This window comes from Amycolatopsis sp. NPDC005232 (assembly GCF_040607795.1).
Taxonomy (GTDB): Bacteria; Actinomycetota; Actinomycetes; order Mycobacteriales; family Pseudonocardiaceae; genus Amycolatopsis.
On record NZ_JBEXHL010000011.1, the window covers coordinates 1 to 18,471 of the forward strand.

The 18,471-nt window shown below is 71.6% G+C and carries 14 protein-coding genes and 1 pseudogene; 6 read left to right on the forward strand and 9 right to left on the reverse strand.

The window, feature by feature from the left end:
- The first annotated feature begins 195 nt into the window (after positions 1-195).
- The 4 genes from ABZU76_RS21455 (at position 196) to ABZU76_RS21470 (ending at position 7,113) form a co-directional block, all read left to right on the forward strand.
- Positions 196-900, forward strand: a complete 705-nt coding sequence (locus ABZU76_RS21455; RefSeq protein WP_354872177.1) for an RraA family protein — start codon at positions 196-198, stop codon at positions 898-900.
- Positions 890-1,612, forward strand: a complete 723-nt coding sequence (locus ABZU76_RS21460; protein WP_354872179.1) for an SDR family oxidoreductase — start codon at positions 890-892, stop codon at positions 1,610-1,612. The genes ABZU76_RS21455 and ABZU76_RS21460 overlap by 11 nt, the downstream gene beginning before the upstream one ends.
- Positions 1,609-1,995 (forward strand): NUDIX hydrolase, encoded by a 387-nt coding sequence (locus tag ABZU76_RS21465; protein WP_354872181.1) that lies wholly within the window; start codon positions 1,609-1,611, stop codon positions 1,993-1,995. The genes ABZU76_RS21460 and ABZU76_RS21465 overlap by 4 nt, the downstream gene beginning before the upstream one ends.
- 117 nt (positions 1,996-2,112) lie before the next feature.
- Positions 2,113-7,113, forward strand: a complete 5,001-nt coding sequence (locus ABZU76_RS21470; protein ID WP_354872184.1) for an AAA family ATPase — start codon at positions 2,113-2,115, stop codon at positions 7,111-7,113.
- On the opposite strand, the pseudogene ABZU76_RS21475 reads toward ABZU76_RS21470, so the two are convergent.
- The 8 genes and pseudogenes from ABZU76_RS21475 to pucL all read right to left on the reverse strand — a co-directional run.
- Positions 7,111-8,202: pseudogene (locus ABZU76_RS21475) on the reverse strand (glycerate kinase); the annotation flags it as partial. The gene ABZU76_RS21470 and the pseudogene ABZU76_RS21475 overlap by 3 nt on opposite strands.
- Positions 8,199-8,576, reverse strand: coding sequence for a gamma-glutamylcyclotransferase (locus ABZU76_RS21480; RefSeq protein ID WP_285973005.1), 378 nt, complete (start codon positions 8,574-8,576; stop codon positions 8,199-8,201). The pseudogene ABZU76_RS21475 and the gene ABZU76_RS21480, both read right to left, overlap by 4 nt.
- Before the next feature lie 29 nt (positions 8,577-8,605).
- Positions 8,606-10,048 carry an NCS2 family permease gene (locus tag ABZU76_RS21485; RefSeq protein WP_354872187.1) on the reverse strand — a complete coding sequence of 481 codons (1,443 nt, stop codon included), beginning with the start codon at positions 10,046-10,048 and terminating at the stop codon, positions 8,606-8,608.
- A 208-nt stretch (positions 10,049-10,256) separates the two neighbouring features.
- Positions 10,257-10,745, reverse strand: coding sequence for a nucleoside deaminase (locus ABZU76_RS21490; protein WP_220243638.1), 489 nt, complete (start codon positions 10,743-10,745; stop codon positions 10,257-10,259).
- Between the two features lie 35 nt (positions 10,746-10,780).
- Entirely contained in the window at positions 10,781-13,090 is a 2,310-nt protein-coding gene (gene pucD, locus ABZU76_RS21495; RefSeq protein ID WP_354872191.1) for a xanthine dehydrogenase subunit D, read from the reverse strand.
- Positions 13,087-13,557, reverse strand: a complete 471-nt coding sequence (locus tag ABZU76_RS21500) for a (2Fe-2S)-binding protein (RefSeq protein ID WP_354872193.1) — start codon at positions 13,555-13,557, stop codon at positions 13,087-13,089. Before ABZU76_RS21500 ends, pucD begins: the two co-directional genes overlap by 4 nt.
- The gene (locus ABZU76_RS21505) at positions 13,548-14,432 is read right to left on the reverse strand and encodes an FAD binding domain-containing protein (protein ID WP_354872196.1); all 885 of its coding nucleotides are present in this window, start codon (positions 14,430-14,432) and stop codon (positions 13,548-13,550) included. Before ABZU76_RS21505 ends, ABZU76_RS21500 begins: the two co-directional genes overlap by 10 nt.
- A 13-nt stretch (positions 14,433-14,445) precedes the next feature.
- Entirely contained in the window at positions 14,446-15,327 is an 882-nt protein-coding gene (gene pucL, locus ABZU76_RS21510) for a factor-independent urate hydroxylase (RefSeq protein WP_354872198.1), read from the reverse strand.
- Positions 15,328-15,493: 166 nt separating this feature from the next.
- Here pucL and ABZU76_RS21515 point away from each other — a divergent pair, with 166 nt between their 5' ends.
- Positions 15,494-17,044 carry a helix-turn-helix domain-containing protein gene (locus tag ABZU76_RS21515; protein ID WP_354872201.1) on the forward strand — a complete coding sequence of 517 codons (1,551 nt, stop codon included), beginning with the start codon at positions 15,494-15,496 and terminating at the stop codon, positions 17,042-17,044.
- Here the strand turns inward: ABZU76_RS21515 and ABZU76_RS21520 are convergent.
- Complete coding sequence (locus tag ABZU76_RS21520; RefSeq protein ID WP_354872204.1) at positions 17,019-17,642, reverse strand: SDR family NAD(P)-dependent oxidoreductase; 624 nt, start codon at positions 17,640-17,642, stop codon at positions 17,019-17,021. The genes ABZU76_RS21515 and ABZU76_RS21520 overlap by 26 nt on opposite strands.
- Positions 17,643-17,739: 97 nt before the next feature.
- Here ABZU76_RS21520 and ABZU76_RS21525 point away from each other — a divergent pair, with 97 nt between their 5' ends.
- Positions 17,740-18,471 carry a DddA-like double-stranded DNA deaminase toxin gene (locus tag ABZU76_RS21525; protein ID WP_354872207.1) on the forward strand — a complete coding sequence of 244 codons (732 nt, stop codon included), beginning with the start codon at positions 17,740-17,742 and terminating at the stop codon, positions 18,469-18,471.

Genomic DNA, 18,471 nt, shown 5'->3' on the forward strand with positions numbered 1-18,471 from the left:
GGATTGGGGCGGTGCGATCGGCCCCCGGCCGATCCGACCGCCCCAATCCGGAAACCGGCTCAAAGGCGATCTCGCACGCCCCGGCGGAGCCGGGGCCAAAGATATTGCGCGCGCGTCGCGGACGCGGTTGGCTCGGGTGGTGACCCCGCCACCCGGCAACGTCTTCCAGCTCGCTGCGAGAAAGGCCTGAACGAAATGAAAAACGACGAGCTGCGGCGCCGCTTCGAAACGCTCACCACCGCGCACCTCACCGACGGCTGCATCCGCGCGCGGCTGCAGGTGCGCTGCGCGCCGGCGGGGACACGGGCCGCGGTCGGTGGGCGCGTGGCCGGGCGGGTGTTGCCGGCGCGGCACGCGGGCAGCGTCGACGTGTTCCTGGAGGCGCTGATGAGCGCCGAGGAGGGCGACGTGCTGGTGGTGGACAACGGCGGGCGCCTCGACGAGAGCTGCGTCGGTGACCTCGTGGCGATCGAGGCCGCGACGGCGGGCGCGTCCGGCATCGTGATCTGGGGCCTGCACCGCGACACCGCCGACCTGCGCGCGATCGGGCTGCCCGTGTTCAGCCTCGGTTCCCTGCCGACCGGACCGCTCTCGCTCACCGACCGCGCCGCGAACGCGCTCGAGTCCGCGCGCGTCGGCGAGTGGGAGGTCACGTCGGACGACCTGGTGTTCGGCGACGACGACGGCGTGGTCTTCGTGCCCGCCAACGAGGCCGAGGACGTGTTCCGCCTCGCGGAGTCCATTCGGGACACCGAGCGGCGCCAGGCCGAGCTCATCCGCGGCGGCAAGACGCTGCGCGAGCAGGTGCGCTTCGCCGAGTTCCTGCGCGCCCGCGAGGCCAACCCCGCGCTGACCTTCCGCGAACACCTGCGCGCCGTGGGCGGGGCCATTGAGGAGTGAGCGCCCGGTCGCCCTGGTCACCGGCGTCGGCCGGCGCGCGGGCATCGGGGCGGCCATCGCCGAACGCCTCTCGGCGGACGGCTGGCTCGTCGCGTGCACACACTGGCCGGCCTACGACGCCCGCATGCCGTGGGGCGCGGATCCGGTGCGGGCCGGGGATTTCTCGGTCGAAGCGGACTTGGCCGATCCTGCGGCGCCGGCGTCGTTGTTCGACCGAGTGGCTTCTTCCCTTGGCGACGTGACGGCTTTGGTGCTGGCGCACTGCGAGTCCGTCGACTCCGGTTTCCTCGACACGTCGCTCGAAAGCTTCGACCGGCACTTCGCGGTGAACACACGCGCGAACTGGCTGCTCATGCGCGAGTTCGCGGTGCGCTTCGGCGGACCCCACGGCACCGGCCGCATCGTCGCCCTGACGAGCGACGCCGTGGTCCACAACGTTCCCTACGGCGCCAGCAAAGGCGCCCTCGACCGCCTGATCGTGGCCGCCGCCGGGGAACTCGGCCCCCGCGGCATCACCGCCAACGCCGTCAACCCCGGCCCGACCGACACCGGCTGGATGGACGGCCCCCTGAGCACCACCCTCCGCGACCGCACACCGCTGGGCCGCCTCGGCACCCCGCGCGACTGCGCCAACCTCGTGTCCTTCCTCTGCGGCCCCGACGGCACCTGGGTCACCGGCCAGCTCCTCACCTCCAACGGCGGCTTCTCATGACCACCAAACTCCTCGCCTACGTCTGGCTCCCCCGCGGCGACACGGTCCTCCTCCTTCGCCGCGCGCCCGGCACGTTCCTCGGCGAGCACTGGGAGCTTCCTGGCGGCACCGCCGAGCCCGGCGAAGCCCCGGAGACCACCGCGGTCCGCGAGGTGGCCGAGGAAACGGGCCTGCACGTCCACCTCCTCGGCGAACGCGCCCGCCTCTCGTGGCCCGACCTCGACGGCCGGCCGCTCACGATCCACGCCCGCGTCTACAACGCGACCGAACCCACGCCCGGCACGGTCACCCTCAACCCCGCCGAACACGACGACTTCACCTGGGCGACAACCGAAGAAGCCGCAGCACTCCGTCTGTCGCCCCACCTCCACCTGCTCGGGTAGGGCGGGCGTTGGCGGCGGCTGATCACCGGGTGCCGCCGAGGGTGGTGAAAAGCGGGCGAATCCGGGGAAGAAGAAGCCGGTGCACCGCCTGCCCCGGGGGGTCGCGATCGCGCTGAGATGGGTGTAGGCAGAGGTTGCGTCGAGACCGACAGTGTGTGGAGGTGTCGGGTGGGCACAGCCGAGCTACCGGGCCGAGATCCGGACACCCGGGTCTCAGTACTTCGCGAGGACGCGCGCACGCGGATCGTCCGGCTGTTCCTCCCTGATCGCACTGTCGTCTGCAAACAGCCGCTCGGGCCGGACGCGCCGGGACGGCTGCGGCACGAGAAGGCGGTGCTGGAACAGCTCCGCGGGGTCCCGGGCGTGGCGCAGCTGGCGGACGCGCCGCAGTACGCGGGGGCGATCGTGCTGGCGGACGTCGGCGGCACGAACCTGGCAGGACTGTCGAAGCCGCTTCCCGTCGACGTCCTGGTCGGCGTCGCGCTGGGGCTGGCCAGAGCCGTGGCGGCCATGCACCGCCGCGGAGTGCTGCACCGGGAAATCACCCCCGCGAACATCGTGATCTCCCGCGACGGTGCTCCGTACCTGGTGGACTTCACGTTGGCCACCTCGCTCGCCGACGCCGGCCGTCCGTTCTCCGATCGCAGCGAGATCGTCGGGACTCTCGCGTACCTCGCTCCCGAGCAGACCGGGCGGACCGGCCGTTCCGTCGACCAGCGGGCCGACCTGTACTCGCTGGGTGCGACGCTCTACGAACTGGCGACGGGGGCACCGCCGTTCGGCTCCGGCGATCCGCTTCGCCTCACCCACGACCACTTGACGCAGGTCCCGGTGCCGCCGGACGAGGTGAACCCGGCTTTGCCGGCGGCCCTGCCCGAGATCATCCTTCATCTGCTCGAGAAGGAGCCGGACAGCCGTTACCAGACCGCGGAGGGCGTGGTCCACGACCTGGAGCGGCTGCGGGACGCCCGGGCGGGACCGGTCCGGGTCGGTGAACACGACTTCCCGCTCCGGCTGGTCGCGCCACCGAGGCTGGTCGGGCGCGAAGCCGAGGTGGCCGCGCTCCACGCGGCGCTCGAAGACGCGCTGACGGGCCAGTGCCAGGGAGTCATGATCAACGGCGCGGCGGGGGTGGGCAAGACGGCGTTGGTCGACGAGCTGCGCCCGGCCGTGACGAGCCGGGGTGGCTGGTTCGTGCCGGGCAAGTTCGACCAGTACCGGAGGGATCTGGAGTTCGACGGGGTGCACCAGGCGTTCCGGGTGCTGGGAAGGCTGCTGCTGGCCGAGCCGGAGAACGAGCTGACCGAGGTCCGGGAACGCATCTTCGCCGCGGCCGGCCCGAATGTGGGCCTGCTGACCGCGGTGGTGCCGGAGTTCGCCGCGCTGCTGAAGGTGCCGCCCGACCCCGGCGATCCGCTCACCGCGCAATCACGGGCTCAGCACAACAGCGTCCAGATCCTGCGGGCGATCGCGTCACCGGAACGACCTGTGGTGCTGCTCCTCGACGACCTGCAATGGGCCGGGCGAGTCCCGCTCGGGTTCGTCGACCTCCTGCTCGACGAGGAGCCGATCGCCGGCCTGCTGCTGGTGGGCGTGCGCCGCGACGACGACGTGGCTTCGGCAGAGCAACCGGCAGGGTCGGAGGACCGAGCCGGTGTGCGGTACCTGCGGCTGGGCAACCTGCCCATCCCGAGTCTGGTCGCCATGGTCGCCGAGATGCTGCACGCCGACGAGGTCGCGGCGGCGAGCCTGGTCGAGGTGATCGAGCCGCGCACGTCCGGCAACCCGTACGAAACCGTGCAGCTGCTCAACGCGCTGGGCCGCCACGGTGTTTTCACCGCGAACGCCTCCGGGTGGCGGTGGGATCCGGCGCGGCTGCGAGCCCGGCTGGGTCCGTCGGAGGTCGGCGACCTGCTGGCGGCGCGGATCGAGGCCGTGCCGCCGCGGTCCCGGCGGCTGGTGGAGGCGATGGCCTGTCTCGGCGGGCAGGTCGAGGTCTCGGTGCTGTGGATTGCCACGGGCGAGCCGGACGGCGGGGTGGAGCGGCAGTTGGCGCCGGCGCTGGACGAGGGACTTCTCGCACTGGAAAGCGGTGCCCACGGCGCGGTGCGGTTCCGCCACGACCGCATCCGCGAGGCGATCCTGTCCACGCTCGATCCGGAGCGGCGCCGGGCTCTGCACCTGGCCATGGCGCGACGGCTGGCCCGGGTGCGCGACCTGTTCGCGGCCGCCGCCGACCAGTACCTGCCGGTGATCGACGCGGTCGACGATCCCGCAGAGCGCCGGCAGGTGACGAAGCTGCCGCGGCGCGGCGCCGACCAGGCCGCGTTGACGGGTGACGATGTGCAGGTGAACGCGCTCCTCTCGGCGGCGTTGCGGCTGGTCGACCCCGCCGAGATCGCCGTGGTGGTCGAGCTGCGCACTGCTCGCCAGGCGGCTCTGTTCGGTTCGGGGCGCTTGGCAGAGGCCGACGCGGACTACCGGGCGATCGAGCGGCTCTGCGAGAGGATGCCGGACCGGGCGGGCCCGACGGCGATCCAGGTGCGCGGCCTCACGCACCAGACCCGGTTCGCCGAGGCGATCGCGCTGAGCCTGGAGTCGCTGCGGGAGTGCGGCGTCGTCGTACCTTCGGGGGATCGGCTCCCCGCCGAAGTCGACCAGCGGTTCGAGCGCCTGTACCGGTGGGCGGCCGACAGCGACCCAGCGGATGACCTGGCCCGGCCGGACCTTGCCGACGCCACCGCGCTGGCCGTGACCCGCTTGATCGACGCTGCCCTGCCGGCTGCCTACTTCGTCGCCGACCCGGCCTTGATCTCGTGGCTGGGTCTGGAAGCCATCCGGATCTGGATCGAGCACGGTCCCGGCCCGAGCGTGATCGGCCCGGCGAGCCACGCCGCCTACCACGCGGGGGCGCAGCGCGGTGCCTACGAGGCCGGATACCGCGCGTTGCAGCGGATCGTGGCGCTGGGCGAGGCCCGCGGCTACGAGCCCGGCACCTCGCAGGCACGGCACATGTTCTCCGCTCTCAGCGGCTGGTTCGAGCCGGTCGAGAACGGTGCCCGCGCGGCGCAGAAAGCCAGGACGGGGCTGATCGCGGGCGGTGACCTGGCCTACGCCGGTTACACCTACCAGCTCTCGGTGCCGTACCTGGCGGAGTGCGCGCCGTCGCTGGCGAATTTCGTCGCCGAGGTCGACCGGGGGTTCGCCTTCCTGCGCCGGACCGGCAACGAGCAGACCGGCCAATGGCTCGACAGCTACCGGTGGCTGGCCGACGTGCTGCGCGGCGAGAGTCCAGCCTCGAGCGACGACCCGATCCCCCTCGACCGCTTCGCCGACAATCCGCTGGCGCTGTTCTACGCGCACCTGTGTCACGCGCTCGCGGCGGCCTGCTTCGGTGATCCAGTTCGCCTGGCAGAACACAGTGCGGCCGCCATGGCCCTGCTCCCGGCCGCCGCCGGCTTCTACTCCACCGCCGTGGCCCGCTTGCTGCGCGGGCTCGCCTTGGCCGACCAGGCCCGCGCGGCCACTGACGCCGAGCGCGGAGCTCCACTGTCCGAATTGGACGAGGTGATGCGGTGGCTGGCCGCGCGGGTCAGGGACGCACCGGAAAACTTCCTGCACCTGGTGCGGTTGCTCGAGGCCGAGCGGGCCTGGGCGGTCGACGACTTCCGCGGTGCCGTGCGGGCGTTCGACGCCGCGCGGCGCGAGGTCGTCCAGCGTCGGCGCCCCTGGCACCGGGCCCTGATCGCCGAGCGCGCGGCGCGCTTCCACCTGGCGCACGACATCGACCACACCGGCTTCGACCTGCTCGCGCAGGCCCGCGACGACTACGCCGCCTGGGGCGCGACCGCGAAGGTGGCGCAGCTCGACTGGGCGTACCCGGCTCTGCGATCAGGAGCCGGCGCGACGGCCGGTCTCGGGCAGGCCCGACCGGCGGGTGCCGTCCACCAGCGCTCAACGGTCACCACGGGCACCCTCGACCTGCTCGGCGTCCTGTCCGCGTCGCGGGCGCTGAGCTCCGAGACGAGCATCGAACGCCTGCATTCGCGGGTCGTCGACGTGCTCAGCGCGATGACCGGTGCCACCGTCGTCCGCCTCGTGCTGTGGAGCGACGACCGGCGGGACTGGCTCCTGCCCGCCTCCGCTCCCCCGAACACAGCGACAGGCGCCGATCATGACCACGCGGTGCCGATGTCGGTGCTGCGCTACATCCGCCGGACCGAGGCACCACTCGTCGTCGACGACGTCACCCGCGACGACCGCTTCGCCCACGACCCGTGCTTCGCGGGCCTCACGCGCTGCTCCTTCCTCGCGGTGCCCGTCCTCAGCCGCGGTGCCCCGCGGGCGGCGCTGCTGCTGGAAAACCGGCTGATCGGCGGCGCGTTCACCGCCGAGCGGCTCGACGCCGTCAAGCTCATCGCGGGCCAGCTCGCCGTCTCCCTCGACAACGCGCAGCTGTACGCCCAGCTCACCGCGTCGCGGGCGCGGATCGTCACTGCAGCCGACCAGGCACGCCGGCGCATCGAACGGGACCTGCACGACGGCGCTCAGCAACGGCTGGTCTCTCTCGCGTTGCGGCTGCGCGCGGCACAGGCGCAGGTGCCACCGGAACTCACCGAACTCGCCGCCGATCTCGGCGACCTCGCCGCCGAAGCCACCAGTCAGCTGGACGAGCTGCGCGAGATCGCGCGCGGTATCCACCCGGGGATCCTCGACACGGGAGGACTCCAAGCGGCCGTACGCACGCTCGGCCGCCGCTCGCCCATCCCGGTCGAGGTCGACCAGCAGCCGGGGCAGTCGCTCCCCAAGCACGTCGAGGTCAGCGCCTACTTCGTCGTCGCGGAGGCCCTGACCAACGCGGCCAAGCACTCACGAGCATCTTCCGCCTCGGTGACCATTCACCTCGACGCCGCGAAGGCCCTGTTGCACGTCACGGTCCTCGATGACGGCGTCGGTGGCGCCGACTTCACCCGGGGCACCGGTTTGCTCGGCCTCAAAGACCGGGTCGAAGCGATCGGCGGCCGGATCGTCCTCCAGAGCCCGCCCGGAGCCGGAACCAGCCTGCACGCGGAACTTCCGCTCGCCGACCCCAGCCGAGCGTCCGCGCTGGACGGTTGAGGCGTGGTCTCGGGCCAGGCGTTCAGCGAGGCGGCGTAGCAACGGCTCCGCGTTCGTCATGCAGCGCGCCGGGTCCGGTTCGAGGTCGGTGAGGGCGTGGACGGCGGTGAAGCCGGCCGCACGCCACTCGGCCGGGGGCAGCAGGCAGCGGCCCGCCGCGGCAACCGTCGGGACGCCGGCGCCCGTGGCCGCGCGCAGGACGCCGACGGGGGCCTTGCCGTGCAAGGACTGCGTGTCCAAGGAGCCCTCGCCGGTGATGACGAGGCGGGCGTCGCGGACCGCGGTGGAGAAGCCCAGGAGGTCGAGCAGCAAGGAAATACCCGGCCTCAGCCGAGCGCCCAACGCCGCCAGCGCCGCGAAGCCCACCCCGCCCGCCGCGCCGGCGCCCGCGGCCGAGGCGGACGAAGGACCCAGCACCGAAGCCCAGTGGCGCAACCCGGCGTCCAGCACGGCGACATCCTCAGGGCTCGCACCCTTCTGCGGCCCATACACCGCCGCCGCGCCCGAAGGACCCAGCAGCGGGTTGTCCACGTCGCAAGCCAGGTCGATGTCCACAGCGGACACCCCGGACAAGTCCACAGTAGACACCGAAGCCAGCCCGATACCGCCGAGAGGCACCGCGGCACCGGAAGAATCCAGCACTCGCGCCCCCAGCGCCGTCAGCATCCCGGCGCCACCATCCGTGCAAGCACTCCCGCCGACGCCCAGCACGATCCGCGACGCCCCGGCCGCCCGCGCCGCCGCGATCAGCTCGCCCGTGCCATGACTCGACGCGGTCAGTGGCGCCGGCAACGCACCCGGCAACCGCTGCAAACCGGAAGCCTCGGCCAGTTCCACCACGGCAACGTCACCCCGCAGGGCGAAGAACGCCGTGATCCGCCGACCCGTCGGCCCGGACACGCGCACCGGCACCCGGTGGAACCCGGCAGCGACGGCGGCGGCCACCGTGCCGTCACCGCCGTCCGCCACCGGGAGCTCGACCACCGGCTCGTCGCCGGACACCTCACGCAAGCCGGCGGCGACCGCCGAAGCGACCTGCGCCGCCGTGAGCGAGCCCTTGAACTTGTCGGGCGCGACCAGCACTGTCATGACCGAGACCGGAACGCCCGCCAGTCACCGATCTCGGTGATGTCGCGCAGCTGCACGTGGGACGTCTGCGGCCGGCGCAGCAGCATCGCGAACGCCGAGCTCCCGTCCGCCAGCTCGATCACGCCCAGCTCCAGCTCGGGCGGTTCCGCCGGCAGTACCCGGTCCCGCAGCGCGTCCAGGGACACCTCGTACACCTCGCCCGCCACCGCACCGCCGCCGTGGGCGACCGGGACCAAAGCCGGGCACTGGCCGCCCACGGAGTAGAAGCGGTACTTCGGCGCGGTGGTCGTCGACGCGACGAGAGGGGCGCCGTCGAGCAGGTGGTGCAGCGGTTCGCCGCGCATGGCGCCGCCGTTGAGGAACATCAAGGTCACAACAGTTCCTTTCCTTCGAGCTACCACAGCTACAAGATCGCCTTGACGACGTCGATTCCGAAGTAGACGGTGAACACCAGCGCCAGCACCGTGAGGATCCACCCAGCGTCGCGCCACTTGCCCTTGCACGTCTTGATGAGCACGAACGCGATGAGACCCGCGCCCACACCGTTGGTGATGGAGTAGGTGAACGGGATCAGCGCGACGGTGAGGAACACCGGGATCGTGTAATCACTGTCCTGCCACGGGATGTTGCGGCATTGCGCCACCATCATGCCGCCGATCACCACGAGCGCCGGCGCCGCGGCCTGCGCCGGGACGATGCCCGCGATCGGCGTGAACAGCAGCGTCGCGGTGAACAGCGCGCCGGTGACCACGCTCGCGAGCCCGGTCCGCGCGCCCTCGCCCACGCCGGCCGCCGATTCGAGGAACACGGTGTTGGGCGAGGAACCCGAGAGCCCGCCGGCGATCGCGCCCGCGCCGTCGACGAACAGGATCCGGCCCATCCGTGGCACGCGGCCGTCCTTCGACAGCCCGGCTTCGGCCGACACGCTGGTGATCGTGCCCATCGCGTCGAAGAAGCCGGACAGCACGAGGGTGAACAGGAAGATCGTGGCGGTCAGCGCACCCGCTGAAGCGAAGCCGCCGAACAGGTCGATGTGGCCCAGCAGCCCGAAATCGGGTACCGCCACCACGTGGCTCGGCAGCGTCGGGGTGGTCAATCCCCAGTTCCCCACGTGGAAACCGTCGTGCAGCACCACGGCGAGCACAGTGGACACCGCGATGCTGATCAGCACCGCGCCCGGGACTTTGCGCGACATCAGCACCGTCATCAGCAGCAGGCCGAAGCAGAACACCGCGATCGGCCAGCCGTCGAGGTGCCCGTCGAAACCGAGCCGAACGGGCACGGTGGACTCGGCCGCGTCCGGCGTCCGCGTGACGAACCCGGCGCTGACCAGGCCGACGAGCGCGATGTAGAGCCCGATGCCGACCGTGATCGCCATCTTGAGCGGCGCGGGGATCGCGTTCATGATCCGTTCCCGGATCCCGCTCACGGCCATCAGCACGATGCAGACGCCTTCGAGCACCACGAGTCCGAAGGCCTGGGGCCACGTCATCGCCGGCGCCATCTGGAACGCGACGATGCCGTTGATCCCGAGACCCGCGGCCAGCGCGAGCGGCGCGTTGCCGACGAGTCCCATGAGGATGGTCATCACCGCGGCCGCCAGCGCGGTGGCCGTGGTGACCTGGGCGGCGCTGAGCTTCGCGCCGGTAATGTCGGCGGAAGCGCCGAGGATGAGCGGGTTGAGCAGCACGATGTAGGCCATCGCGACGAACGTGGTGATGCCGCCGCGCACCTCGCGGCCCACGGTTGTGCGGCGGGCGGTGATGTCGAAGAGGCGGTCCAGGAAGGGCTTGCGAGCTGGTCCTGGGGCCGGGGTCACAGCGTCGTCGATGTGTACCTGGGTCATGCGTCGTCCCCTTGCCGGTGGGTGTGCTCGACCGCGCCCTGCAGTCGGATCGGGGCGTGGCAAGCCTGACGAATTGTTTTTTGTGGTGCTCCGGTCAGCACCGGGATGTGCCCGGGTACGGGCTTCCGGTGTCGGGCGTGTCTGTATCGGGCCTGTCTGTATTGGGAACTGCGGGGCCGGACCGGGGAGAACCGCCGGCCCCGAGTGCCTAGTAGTCGACGCGGTCGGGCCGGTCCAGCCAGGCGTCGAACGGCGCGAAGCCGTCCTTGAGGGACAGCCGGGAAACGGGTACTTCCCAGGTTTCGCGGGGCTTGTCGAACAGTTCGTAGAACGCGCGGTCGTCGAAACCGGCCTTGGCCGCGTCGTGGCGGTCGGCCGCGTAGACCACGCCGTCCACCCGCGCCCACAGCGCGGACGAAAGGCACATCGGGCACGGTTCGCACGAGGACACGAGCACGCAGCCGGTGAGCTTGAACGTGCCGAGCGCCTGGCAGGCCGCGCGGATGGCGACCACCTCGGCGTGGGCCGTGGGGTCGAGCGAGGGGGTGACGCGGTTGACACCCGTCGCGATGATGTCACGGCCCTTGGCGACGAGCGCGCCGAACGGGCCGCCGCCGTCGGCGACGTTGCGGGTCGCGATGCGCACGCTCTCGAGGAGCCATTCACGCTCGAGGTCGGCGTCGAGGGAGAGGGTCATTTCGCTTGCGCTCCAGACAGTTCCAGTGAGTCGGCTCAGGTTCCGGTGATGTGCTCGGGCCGGATCGGGACGCGTGGCAATTCGAGGCCGGTCGCCGCGCGGATGGCGTTGGCGACCGCCGGCGTCGAGGAGATCGTGGGCGGCTCGCCGACGCCGCGCACGCCGTAGGGCGCGTGCGGGTCGGGCCGCTCCAGCACGTCGATGCGCATCGGCGGCATGTCCAGCACGGTCGGGATGAGGTAGTCGGTGAACGACGGGTTGCGCACCTTTCCGTCCACCACCTGGATCTCCTCCATCACGGCCAGGCCGAGACCCTGCGCGGACCCGCCTTGGATCTGGCCGAGCACCGCGTCGGGGTTCATCGCCTTGCCCACGTCCTGCGCGCAGTCGAGCTGCACGACCTTGACCAGGCCCAGCTCCACGTCGACGTCCACCACCGCGCGGTGCGCGGAGAAACCGTACTGCACGTGGGCGTCGCCCTGGCCGGTCTCCGGGTCGAGCGGGTAGGTCTTGCGGTGGTGGAACTCCCGGGTCTCCTCGACAATCTCGTCGCCGAGGAGGTCCACAAGGGACGCGACGACCTCACCGTCGCCGGCCACGATCTTGCCGCCCGCCAGCGACATCCCTTTCGCATCACGGCCCAGCCGGCGTTCGGCCAGTGCATAGACCGCGTCGGCCACCGCACGGCACGCATTGCGCACGGCACCACCGGTCACGTACGTCTGCCGCGACGCCGAACTCGAACCCGCATCGCCGACGCTCGTGTCGGCCGGGTGCACGGTTACGCGCGGCACACCCAGCTCGGTGCGCGCGATCTGCTGCTGCAACGTGACGAGCCCCTGGCCCACCTCGGCCGCGGCCGTGTGCACCATCGCCACCGGTTCGCCGCCGATCACCTGCAGCCGCACGCGGGCGGTCGAGTAGTCGTCGAGGCCTTCGGCGTAGGAGATGTTCTTGATGGTCACGCCGTAACCGACCCCGCGCACCACGCCTTCGCCGTGGGTAACATTGGACGCTCCGCCGGGCAGGTCGCGGATGTCCGGGTGCTCACCACGTTCCGGCGGCAACGGCATGTCCTTCAGGCGCTGGATCAGCTCGGCCACGGGAGCCGGGAAATCGACGAGCTGGCCGGTGACGTTGGTGGAGCCCTCGCTCATCGCGTTGCGGATCCGCAGGTCGGCGGGGTCGATGCCGAGCGCCGTGGCGAGTTTGTCCATTTGGGACTCGTACGCGTACGTCGGCTGCACCGCGCCGAGCCCGCGCATCGCACCGCACGTCGGGTTGTTGCTGTACACGCCCCAGCCCTCGATCTTCGCGTTGGGCACGTTGTACGGGCCGACGGACAGCGTGGTGCCGTTCCCGACCACCACCGGCGTCTTCGACGCGTAGGCGCCGCCGTCGAAGTACAGCCGGGCGCGCACGTAGACCAGATCGCCCTCGCGCGTGGCGCCGTGTTCGTAGTACATCTTCGCCGGGTGCCGGTGCACGTGGCCGAAGAACGACTCCTCTCGGTTGTAGACCATCTTCACGGGCCGGCCGGTACGCAGCGCGAGCAGGCACGAGTGGATCTGCATCGACAGGTCCTCGCGCCCGCCGAACGCGCCGCCGACGCCGCTGAGCGTGAGCCGCACCTTCTCCAGCGGCAGGCCCAGTGCCCGCGCGGTCTGCTTCTGGTCCACGTGCAGCCACTGCGTGGCGAGATAGAGGTCCACGCCGCCGTCGTCGTCGGGCACGGCGAGGCCGGACTCCGGGCCGAGGAAAGCCTGGTCCTGCATGCCGATCTCGTAGACACCGGACACGACCACATCGGCCTTCGCGGCCGGGTCACCCTTCACGATGCGTTGGTAGCGCACGAGATTTCCGCCCGGGTGCAGCTTCGGCAGGGTCTCGTCGTGGGCCGCGCGCTCGGGATCGGTGACCGGTTCGAGCACCTCGTACTCGACCACGATGTGCTTGAGCGCCTGCCGCGCGATCTCCGGGTGGTCGGCTGCGAGGATCGCCACCGGCTCGCCCTGGTAGCGCACGCGGTCCTCAGCGAGCGCCGGCGTGTCCTGGTACTTGAGGCCGTAGAGGTTCTCGCCGGGCACGTCCTCGTGCGTCAGCACCGCGTGGACGCCGGGCTGCGCCAACGCCCGGGAGACGTCGAGGCGCACGATCCGCGCGTGCGGGTGCGGGCTGCGCAGCGTGGCACCCCACAGCATGTCCTCGTGCCACAGGTCCGAGGAGTACGCGAACTCGCCGCGCACCTTGAGCGTGCCGTCGGGTCGCAGCGGACTCGTGCCGATGCCGCCGGTGACGGTGTCGGACAGCTCTTGCGGTGACCGGGCCGGGGCCGGGCGCGTCATGCGTGCTCCTTCCGCGCGGCCGCGAGCCGGACCGCGTCGAGGATCTTCTCGTACCCGGTGCAGCGGCACAGGTTCCCGGCCAGCGCTTCGCGGATCTCGGCGTCGCTCGGGTTTTCGGTGCGCGCCACGAGATCGTGGGCGGTCACCAGGAGCCCGGGCGTGCAGAAGCCACATTGGACGGCTCCGCATTCGACAAAGGACTCTTGGATCGGGTCCAGGTTCTCTCCGTCGGCGAGACCTTCCACCGTGCGCACCTCGCGGCCCTCGGCCTGCCCGGCCGCGACCAGGCAGGCGCACGCCGGCACGCCGTCGAGGTACACCGTGCACGAGCCGCACTCGCCCTGCTCGCACGCGTTCTTCGAGCCGGCGAGGCCGAGCCGTTCGCGCAGCACGTAGAGCAGGCTTTCGCCTTCCCAGACGTTGTCCGCCTGGCGCTGCTCGCCGTTGACGATCACGTTCACACGCATTCCGTGCGCCTCCCTCCGCAGTATTCGGTCCAGGCCCAGCCGAGCGTCCGCCGCGCCAGCACCGACAGCGCGTGGCGGCGGTAGTCGGCGCTGCCGCGCACGTCGTCGATGGGCGCGGCCGCGGCGGCCACCAGCTCACCGAAGCGGCGTTTCACCGAGTCGGCGAGCGCACGCGGGCGGTCCCACTGGTCGTCGGCCGCCAGCTCGCCCGCGAGGAACTCCTCGGCGTCGAACGCGCGGCGCGGTGTCGGGGCGGCCGAGCCGACACCCGTGCCCACGCGGCGTTCGGCCGGGTGCACCGCGAGGCCGAAGGCGCAGACCGCGATCACCATCGCGTTGCGGGTCCCCACCTTGCTGAACTGCTGCGGCCCGCTCGCCGGTGCCAAGTGGACAGCCGTGATCAGCTCGTCGGGTTCGAGCACATTTCGCTTCACACCAACGTAGAAGTCCTTCGCCGCCACGCGCCGGGTGCCGCGGGTGGACGCGATCTCCACCTCCGCGTCGGCCGCGAGCAGCGCCGGGTGCGAGTCGCCCGCGGGCGACGCCGCGCCGAGGTTTCCGCCGACGCTGCCGCGGTTGCGGATCTGCGGCGAGCCGACCGTGCGGGCCGCCATCGCCAGTCCCGGCAGCCGGTCGCCCAGCTCCGCGATGATCCGCGTGTACGGCGTCGCGGCCGCGATCCGGATGCGGCCTTCCTCGACGTCGTAGCCGTAAAGCTCGCTGACGCGGTTGAGGTCGAGCAGCGCCGACGGGCGGCGGTGGTCGAAGTTGATCTCCACCATCACATCGGTGCCGCCCGCGATCGGCACGGCGTCGGGGTGCGCCGCCTTGGCCTCGAGGGCCTCGGCGAGCGTGGTCGGGCGCAGGAACTCCACTTCGGCCTCCGTCTCAGGACCAGGCCGGCCCGGCGGGCGGCGCGTCGTCGCGCAGCACGGTGCCCTCGATCAGCCCGTACGGCCGGTCGGCGGCATGGAAGACCTCACCGGGGTTGTCGAGGCCGAACGGCGACAGGTCGGTGAGGAAGTGGTGTTTGTTCGGCAGCGACAGGCGCACCTCCACGATCTCGGGCACCGTCTCGAGCACGCGCGAACCCATCGCGTAGAGCGTCTGCTGCAGCGACTGGCTGTGCGTTCCGCCGAAGGCGTCGAGCAACGCGGCCAGGGCCGTGTCGTACGCGCCGGCCCAGTCGACAGCGTCTGCCAGTTCGCCGGCGAAGCGCCAGCTCGCGTTGACGGCCGTGGCGAGGACGCGGTCCCTGGTCTCCGGCAGCGTCGTGTAGCCGTCGCGCGGGAAGCCCCAGAACTCCGAGCCGGTGGTGTTGAGCACCGTGAGGTCCTCGACGCCGCCGAGCACCCAGGCCTGCGCGCCGTCGTAGTGCACGGTCGTGGTGCGCGTGCCGCCGCCCGAGCGCGCGAACGAGTGGTGGGCCGGCTGCCCGCCGACCGTGAGCCGCTGCCACGGGTACGACTCCACGTGGACGCGGGCGCCGTGGATGCTGTCCTGCGTGGTGACGAAGTGGCGCGCGAGGCGCAGCGCGTAGCCCTCGATCTCGCCGACGCCGTCGCGGGCGAACGCGAACACCGTGTTCTTCTGCGTGTCGGTGGCCAGCACCTTGTCGTTGGCGCCGGTGAGGTGGGTGTCGCTCATGTCGCCGGACAGCGAAACGCTGACGTTGAGGTCGGTGATCCGGTGCTCGTCGCCGTCGCGGTCGACGCGCACGACCCGGTTCTCCGCCTTTCCGTAGCGGTTGTCGCCCAGAACGATCGCCATGGTGTTCCTTCCCTTCGCTCGTCGGTCAGTAGACACGCCGTGACGTGGCGCGGACCACGGCAGATCCACCGAAACCGGGTGGGCGTCGAGGGTGGTTTTTCGTAGGTTCCTCCAAACGACGGCGGCCCTGGCGTGTGCGCTACTTGAGCCGGGAAGGAGGTGCCGCATGCGGCTGGGTGCGCTGCTGGACACGCCGGAGCTCGGGCTGACCCTGCTCACCGGCGAGTCGGCGCTGGACCGCGAGTTCGGGCGCGTCTTCCAGGCGACACTGCAGGACCCGACGCGGTACCTCAACGGTGGGGAGATCGTGCTGTGCGGCATGCGCTGGCTGCCCGGGCCGGCCGAGGCCGAGGAGTTCGTGGGCGTGCTGGCGGCGGCGGGTGTGGTCGCGCTGGGCGCTGGGACGGCGGAGGTGGGCGGGCCCGTGCCCGAGCACCTCGTGGAGTCGTGCCGGCGGGTCGGGCTGCCGCTGTTCGAGGTCCCGCTGTCGGTGTCCTTCGCGACGGTGACCGAGCGCGTGATCCTCGGCCTGGCCGCCGAGCGTTCCGCCCCCGCGCACGACTCGCACCGGCGACTGGTCGCGGCCGTGACCGGCGGTGATGGCCTTCCCGCGCTCGTTTCCGCGGGCGCTTCCGAATTGGGCGTGGACTGCTGGGTGCTGAGCGCGACCGGCCGGCTGATCGCCGGCACGGGTTCGCCGCCTTCCGATGCGCGCCGGGCCGCCCTGGCGCGCCGGTTCCTCCGCGCGGAACGCCTCCCGTTGACCGTCCCCGGCGACGACGGTCCCGTCACGCTGCTGGCCGCCGCCAGCCGCTCGGGCCACCGCGTGGCGAGCTGGTTCCTGGTGGCCTCCGGCGACATCGGACGCTGGGCTGTTTCCCGGCGCGAACTCGCTCTGGAGCTGGCCCCGTTGATCGGGCTGGAGCGTTCCCGCGTCGACGAGGCCAAGCGCATCGAGAACCGGGCGGCCGAGCCGTTGCTGCGGTTGGCCCTCTCCGACGACGCTTCTCCGGCTTCGTTGTCCGCGCGGCTCGCGGCGCTGGACTTCCCACCTTCGGCGCACGTCGTGACCCTCTCCGCCGCAGTCGACGGCGGCGGCCCAGGCCTCACCCAGGTGCTGGTGGAGGAGCTGCTCGCTTCGGCCCCCGCCCCCACGCTGGTGGCCACCATCGACGGCGAGACCTTCGGGTTGTTCCCGGCGCACGACCGCCTGGGCCGCCTCGCCGAGACTCTGCGCGAGTCCGTCCGCGCGGTCGAACCCGCCCTCGGCTCCGCCCGCCTGTCGGTCGGCCTCAGCCGCGCGCCCGACGCGGCCGGCCTGCGCTCCGGCCTCCAGGAGGCGCGCCACGCTCGCACGCTGGCCGCCCTTTCGCCGGGCCGCGCGGCCGTGCTGGCGGGTGACGAGGTGGCCTCCCACCTGCTACTGCTGGCCGCCGTCCCCGACGACCTGCGCCGCTCCTTCGGCGAGAAGGTGCTGGGACCGGTGCTGGCGTACGACGCCGCCCACGGCTCGGAGCTTCTCCCGACCCTGAAGGCTTTCCTCGAGCACTCCGGCTCCTGGACCCAGACGTCGGGCGCGCTGCACCTGCACGTGAACACCCTGCGGTACCGGATCTCGCGCATCTCGGAGCTGACCGGCCGCGATCTGGGCCGTTTCGCGGACCGGGTGGACCTTTACTTGGCGGGGTGTTTCACGCAGGACTGGGGTTGGTCGTGATCAGCACTTCCCGCTCCCAGACGCCCTGCGTGTGCAGGCGCCAGTAGTGCTCGGCGACGACGTCCGGGTCGAACGCCGTGCCTTTCTCCACGGTGCCGCCGACGGTGACCGTGGCGAAGTGCAGCGTGGGGTACTGCTCGGCGAACAGCGCCGTCACCGTGCGGAGGCCGGCCTTGCCCAGCGAGAGGCTGGTGTAGGCGGCTTGGGGCTCGGGCATCCCGCCCGTGGTGAGGAACGTCCCGTGGCCGCGCTCGGCCATCCTGGGCGCGAGGTGCGCCGCGGCGAGGTAGGCACCGAGGACGTTGACGCGCCACAGCCTGAGGTGCTCTTCCGCGCCGAGCTCCCCCGGCGCGTCCCTGCGGATGGCGGCGGCGTTGTAGACCACTACGTCGGGCAGTCCTTGGTCCTCGATCACGGCGTCGAGCGCCTGGCGCAAGGACTCCTCGTCTCCGACGTCGGCCACGTGGGTCACGGCGTCAACCCCGAGGTCCTTGGGCTGCCGCGCAACGGCCGCCACGCCGAGCCCCTCCCGCGCGAACCGCCGCGCGACCGCCGCCCCGATCCCCGGCCCCGCCCCGATCACGACGATTCCTGCCATGAGTCGACCGTAGCCGTCCGGGGCGGGTTCATCCTGCGTACCGTCCAACGAGTGACGGCGCTCCGCTGAACTGCCAGTATGGCCGCAGGGGGCGGTAATGGCAGGAGTGCAGGCGCTGACGGCGGCGGTACGGACGGCACTCACCAAGCTGCGCACAGCCAGCCTGAAACAGGCCGCTCAACTGCTCGAAGAAGCCACCCAGGCGCTCAGCCAGACCGGCTCTCAACAGCCCGAATTGCGGAATGCCATCGCCTGCCACAACGCCGCTGCGCTGGACATCGACGGCGTGGTGGAGACGATCGGCCGAGTCACCGGCACGCTCACCGGCTACCTCGATCGCATCGGAGCGCATGATCCGCCGGACGAAACCACTAGCCCGGCCGGTCCGGCAACTGCCGCCGAGCCACCCGCCGCGGTCCCGGACGGTCAACGTCTCACTCGCGAACAGGCCGAAAGCTTGCAAGCCGAGTTGCCGCCGCCGGTGATCACCATGACCGGTCAGAAGACTCACGGCCGGTGGGTCGACGAACATGGCCAGGCGCACGAGATCGTCAGCGGGAACGACGCGGACGCGGCGGAAGCGGCGCGATTGCTGCGCGAAAAGGGCATCCCGCAGCGCGGCGACGTGACCACCACCGCCGACGTCGAGCAGAAGATCGCCGCCCGCATGGTGCGGGAGGGACGCAAACACGTGGACATCGTTCAAAACAACCGGCCGTGCCGTGGTGTGTTCGGGTGCGACACCCTCCTGCCGGAGATTCTCCCCGAGGGCTATACGTTGACCGTCCATGCCCCGAACTACCGCAAGACGTTCACCGGAGGCAAGTAA